Source organism: Microbacterium sp., from assembly GCF_047972865.1.
GTDB lineage: Bacteria > Actinomycetota > Actinomycetes > Actinomycetales > Microbacteriaceae > Microbacterium.
Genome location: NZ_JBKEAY010000119.1, coordinates 1 through 5,076 on the forward strand (window position 1 = coordinate 1; position 5,076 = coordinate 5,076).

6 protein-coding genes are annotated in these 5,076 nt (G+C 66.1%); 1 reads left to right on the plus strand and 5 read right to left on the minus strand.

Annotation, left to right across the window (positions count from 1 at the left end):
- On the plus strand, positions 1-553 hold a 553-nt coding region (locus tag ACK5KK_RS07495; RefSeq protein WP_416889463.1), incomplete at its 5' end, for an IS30 family transposase.
- Between the two features lie 229 nt (positions 554-782).
- Here the strand turns inward: ACK5KK_RS07495 and dmpG are convergent.
- Genes dmpG through ACK5KK_RS07520 form a run of 5 tightly spaced genes read right to left on the minus strand, consistent with a single transcriptional unit; the run spans position 783 to position 4,886 of the window.
- Complete coding sequence (gene dmpG, locus ACK5KK_RS07500) at positions 783-1,802, minus strand: 4-hydroxy-2-oxovalerate aldolase (RefSeq protein WP_416889464.1); 1,020 nt, start codon at positions 1,800-1,802, stop codon at positions 783-785.
- The gene (locus ACK5KK_RS07505) at positions 1,799-2,755 is read right to left on the minus strand and encodes an acetaldehyde dehydrogenase (acetylating) (RefSeq protein WP_416889465.1); all 957 of its coding nucleotides are present in this window, start codon (positions 2,753-2,755) and stop codon (positions 1,799-1,801) included. The genes dmpG and ACK5KK_RS07505 overlap by 4 nt, the downstream gene beginning before the upstream one ends.
- Positions 2,756-2,758: 3 nt before the next feature.
- Entirely contained in the window at positions 2,759-3,169 is a 411-nt protein-coding gene (locus ACK5KK_RS07510; RefSeq protein WP_416889466.1) for a hypothetical protein, read from the minus strand.
- A complete protein-coding gene (locus ACK5KK_RS07515) occupies positions 3,166-4,020 on the minus strand; it encodes an SDR family NAD(P)-dependent oxidoreductase (protein WP_416889467.1) in 855 nt (284 codons plus the stop codon). The genes ACK5KK_RS07510 and ACK5KK_RS07515 overlap by 4 nt, the downstream gene beginning before the upstream one ends.
- The gene (locus ACK5KK_RS07520) at positions 4,017-4,886 is read right to left on the minus strand and encodes an alpha/beta fold hydrolase (protein ID WP_416889468.1); all 870 of its coding nucleotides are present in this window, start codon (positions 4,884-4,886) and stop codon (positions 4,017-4,019) included. Before ACK5KK_RS07520 ends, ACK5KK_RS07515 begins: the two co-directional genes overlap by 4 nt.
- Positions 4,887-5,076 lie beyond the last annotated feature (190 nt).

Below are 5,076 nucleotides of genomic sequence, written 5' to 3' on the forward strand. Positions count from 1 at the left end.
GCGGATCCCGAACCGGGTCTCTCTCCGACACCGCCCCACCGCCGTGAACGAACGGCGCGTGTTCGGACACTGGGAAGGAGACAGCGTCCTCGGAGCGAAAAGCGTCGGCGACGGCATCCACACCGAAGTCGAACGCCACTCCCGCATGATGCTCGCCACCAAAGTCCCCTCCCTCACCTCCCGCGCCGGTGTTGACGCCCAAAAACACCTCTTCGGACCCCTCCCCGCCCACGCGAGACGGTCGACCACGATGGACAACGGCACCGAGATGCACCTACACACCGAACTACGAACCGACTACGCCATGGACACCTACTTCGCCGACCCCTACTCCTCCTACCAACGCGGCACGAACGAACATCACAACGGCAGACTCCGCAGGTACTACCCCAAAGGAACCGACTTCACCACCGTGACCGAAGAAGAACTCCAAGAAGCCATCACCCAGATCAACAACCAACCCCGCAAATGCCTGGGCTGGCTCACCCCCGCAGAAGTCTTCCAAGAACACCTACACTCAGAACAAACCGACCAGTGTTGCACCTCAGAATAAAATTCGGGTGCGGGACGGACTGGAGGACAGCCAGATAGGATGGACTGGAGGACAGCCAGATAGGCACGGGTCGCGATCCTGCGGCGACGACGTCGTTGCGCGCCATGGTGCACGAAGGAGGCGCACTCGCATGCTGTCGCGGCGGAACAATCGCCGGTGCACGCCCCGTGGGCAGTGCTGCTCCCGTGGGCGGGATGCCCACCAGCGGCGACTTACCGATTCCGCCCGGTCAGGCGGAGCGAACCCTCGCAGCCACCAGATCGAGTGCCACGTCAGTGATCATGTCCTCCTGACCGCCGATCAGCGCGCGGTTGCCGACCTCGACGAGGATGTCACGGGCGTCGAGCCCGTGGCGCCCCGCAGCGATCTCCGCGTGCCGCAGGAAGCTGGAGTACGCGCCTGCGTATCCGACCGCCAGGGTCTCGCGATCCACCTGCACAGGCCGGTCGTGCAGAGGGCGAACGAGATCGTCGGCGGCATCCTGCAACGGGAACAGCTCGGCCGCGACATCCCATCCCTGAAGCTTCGCGACCGCGACGAACGGTTCGATCGGTGTGTTTCCGGCGCCGGCGCCGTGTCCTGCCAACGACGCGTCCACCCGGTACGCACCCTCCTCCACGGCGACGACCGAGTTGGCGACGGCGAGTGAGAGGTTCTGGTGCGCATGGATGCCGATCTGCGTCCCCTCGTCCAGGACGTCACGGTAAGCGCGGACGCGCGCTCGCACACCGTCCATGGTGAGTCGTCCGGCCGAGTCAGCGACGTAGACGCAGTGCGCACCGTACGACTCCATGAGCTTCGCCTGTTCGGCGAGTGAGGTCGGGTCGCTCAGGTGGCTCATCATGAGGAAGCCGGACACATCCATCCCCCACTCCCGTGCCGTCGAGATGTGTTGCGCAGCGACGTCGGCCTCGGTGCAGTGGGTCGCGACCCGAACCGAGGTCACACCCAGGTCGAAGGCGCGGCGGAGATCGTGCAGAGTGCCGATGCCTGGAAGGAGCAGCGTTGTGAGCACGGCCTTGTTCACGGCACCCGCGACTGCCTCTATCCACTCCCAGTCCGTGTGTGAGCCGGGTCCGTAGATGAGCGAACTCCCCGTCAGCCCGTCCCCGTGCGAGACCTCGATCGCGTCGACGCCTGCGGCGTCGAGCGCACCCGCGATCTCTGCGGCCTTCGAGGGGGCCAGCTGATGGCGGATCGCGTGCATGCCGTCGCGCAGCGTGACATCCTGCAGATAGATCCTCGTCATGCGACGGCCTGCCTTTCGTGTGTGCTGGTGACAAGCCGCTCGGCTGTGCGCAAAGCTGCGCTTGTCATGATGTCGAGGTTCCCTGCGTACTCGGGGAGGTACATCGCTGCGCCTTCCACCTCGAGAAAGACAGTCACCCGCGTGTAGCCGTCGGGCTGCACCCGGTCGCCTGGCACGAGGCCGTCGGCCTCCGCGCCTTGGTCCTGGAACTGGACGACCTGCTTCAGGCGGTACCCCGGGACATAGTCGGCGACTTCCGATACCCGAGCGGCCACTGCATCCTCAACCTTGCGCCTATTCGCGGCGTCTAGCCGCGAGGTGAGCACCTGCACGGTGTCGCGCATGATCATCGCGGGCTCAGCGGGATTGAGGATGATGATCGCCTTTCCCCGGGCCGCGCCACCGACCTGCTCGATCGCGGCCGAAGTGGTCTCGGTGAACTCGTCGATGTTCGCTCGCGTTCCCGGGCCGGCCGACTTCGAAGCGATGGATGCCACGATCTCCCCATAGTGCACGGGCGTCACCGCCGACACAGCTGCGACGATCGGGATGGTGGCCTGCCCGCCGCACGTGACCATGTTGATATCCGGGGCGTCGAGATGTTCGTCGAGGTTCACCACCGGCACCACGTACGGGCCGATCGCCGCGGGCGTCAGGTCGACAAGGGTCTTGCCGAGGGGAAGCAGCTTCTCTGCATTCGCCTTGTGCGCCCCTGCGCTGGTCGCGTCGAACACGATCGAGATCTCGTCGAACTGGGGACTGCGGATGAGCCCGTCGACGCCTTCGTGTGTGGTTTCAAAGCCGAGGCGTGCGGCGCGGGCGAGCCCGTCCGATTCCGGGTCGATTCCGACCATCACTCCCATGTCGAGCACGGATGACAGTCGGATCACCTTGAACATCAGGTCGGTGCCGATATTGCCCGAACCGATGATGGCGACCTTGGTCTTGGTCATGGACTACTCCTTCAACGGGATTTCATCGAGAATCTGCGGTTGGTCGCGCACCCAGTCGGGTTCGGTGACCAGAAGCGAGAACGCGCCCGCGCGTGTATCGACGTCGACGACGTAGCGGAATCCGGCGTCTTCCGCCCAGGCGATGGCGTCGAGATCCTGTTCCGACACGGGCAGCACGATGCGCCGACAGCGCTCGTCGCGGGCGAGCACGCTCGCGGTGAAGTCGGCGACTGCGGCCGCGGGAGGACGCCCCTCCACGAACAACTCCTGGTCGTGTGCGCCGGCGGGGTAGGAGTCGACGAGATCGCCCAGCCGCACGGGCCGCACACCGATGCGGGTGGGGCCTCCCTGATTCGAGGTGAGGTCCTGCCAGAGCGTGAGGTTCTGAGGAGTGGGTCGGGCCGGGTCGGTCACAGCCGGTCACCTCCGGCCGCCGTCGCGAAGCCGCGCACGCCGATTCCGCCATCCGCGTTGATGATGGTGCCCGTCACGATGCTTGCGTTGCGTTTCGACGCGAGCATCACATACGGCCCGGTGGAGTCCGCCGGATCGGTGCTCGCATCGTGCAGGGGCAGCCACATGTTCGGACCGCGTTCGCCATCACGTTTCGCGAACGCCTGCTCGATCGACCGCTCCTTCATTCCCGCCGACTCGGGCCCTCGCAGGTCGGTCCGCAGCCCCCCGATGGCGACGCCGTTCACGCGCACCTTGGGTGCCAGCTCGTACGCGAGTTGGGTGACGAGACCACGCGTGGCGTGCTTGGCGGCTGTGTATACCGGCCCGCCGCCCGCCGCGTAGAACGCGGCGTTCGAGAGCGTCATGACGATGTTGCCCCCAGATTTCACGAGGGCGCGCCACGCGGTGGACACGGTGAGCAGGTACCCCTTGACGTTGATGTCGAACAGCTCGTCGTAGATGCCCTCGATCTCGTCCGGCGTCGTGGCCGTGATCGACTTGTTGAAGTCCCAGATGCCCGCATTGGGTACGAGCACGTCAAGCTTTCCGAACCGCTCCACGGTGGCATCCACCGCAGCCTGGAGATCTGCGCTCGAGCGGACATCGCCCGCGACGGGGAGGAGGCGGTCCGCATCGGCGCCAGCCAAGTCGATGGTCGACTGCAGACGCGAAAGGTCCCGGCCCAGGATTGTCACGCCGGCGGCGCCCTCGCGCAGATAGCGCAACGCCACCGCCTGGCCGATCCCGGAACCGGCGCCTGTGACGAAGGCGACGTCGCCGGCGAGCCATCCCGAGTGGGGCTCGGTCATGCCCTACCCGCCAGGAAGCCGGTCACGAGACGCTCGAAGTCGGCCTTCTTCTCAACCTGCACCCAGTGGCCGCAATGCCCGAACACGTGCAGTTGCACCTTGCGAATCCGCTTGAGCATGATCCAGGCGCCGTCGAGCGTGATCGTCCGGTCGTCGCGGCCCCAGAGCAGCAGCGTCTCCGCGGTGATCTTGTCCAGATCCTTCCAGAGCGGGTCCATGCCGCCGCGCTTGGCGAATGCCGCGTTGTAGCGGTGGTAGAACTCGATGTGGCTCTCGTCGAGTGAAGCTTCGTAACGCGCCTGGATGTTGGCGTCGTCGAACTTCTTCGGGTTCGCCACCATCGTCCGCACGAAGTTCTTCATCTTCGCGAACGTCGGACCCTCGCCGTTGAAGTAGCGAAACATCTCCTTCTGGCCCTCGGTCGGGGTGGGGCCGTTCGGGAGCCAGCCGCCCCCCGGCGCCATGAGCACCAGCTTCGACACGCGCTCCGGCTTCGCGATGGCCATCGCGATGGCCGCGGCACCGCCCAGGGAGTTGCCGAGGAGGTGGAAGGTCCCGACCCCGAGCGCGTCGAGCACCTGATACATCGCATCGACGGTGATCTCGGTGATCGATCGAGCGTCGAGGTCCGCCTCGGTCGGGCGGTAACTGCCGCCGAAGCCGGGCTGATCGGGCAGGATCACCTGATAGCCGGCGAACGCGTCGAGGTTGTCTCGGTAGTTGGCGAGGGCGCTGGCACCAGGACCGCCTCCGTGCATGAGGACGAGAGGCTCACCCTGGCCGACCACGGTCACCGCGATGGCACCCAGGCTGGTGTCGATGGTGCGGCTGTCGAGGGCGGAGGCGTTCGTCGAGACATCGGTCATGGCTCCATTCCATCCGCAGCGTCGATCGCGCTCAACGCCGCGTGCCGGAAGGTGGCACGGTGATGCGCTCATCCCTCACAGCATCCGTCCCGGGCGAACACCGAAGCGCCCCGGACCGCCGATGCGGTGTCCGGGGCGCTTCGATGCGGCTTAGAGATCGCGCCGATAGGTCATGGTCGTCGGTGGGGTC

What these genes read in the sequence shown, in the direction of transcription:
- dmpG (WP_416889464.1), bottom strand. Translation starts at nt 1,802, where the DNA reads ATGACGAGGATCTATCTGCAGGATGTCACGCTGCGCGACGGCATGCAC.
- ACK5KK_RS07505 (WP_416889465.1), bottom strand. Translation starts at nt 2,755, where the DNA reads ATGACCAAGACCAAGGTCGCCATCATCGGTTCGGGCAATATCGGCACC.
- ACK5KK_RS07515 (WP_416889467.1), bottom strand. Translation starts at nt 4,020, where the DNA reads ATGACCGAGCCCCACTCGGGATGGCTCGCCGGCGACGTCGCCTTCGTC.
- ACK5KK_RS07520 (WP_416889468.1), bottom strand. Translation starts at nt 4,886, where the DNA reads ATGACCGATGTCTCGACGAACGCCTCCGCCCTCGACAGCCGCACCATC.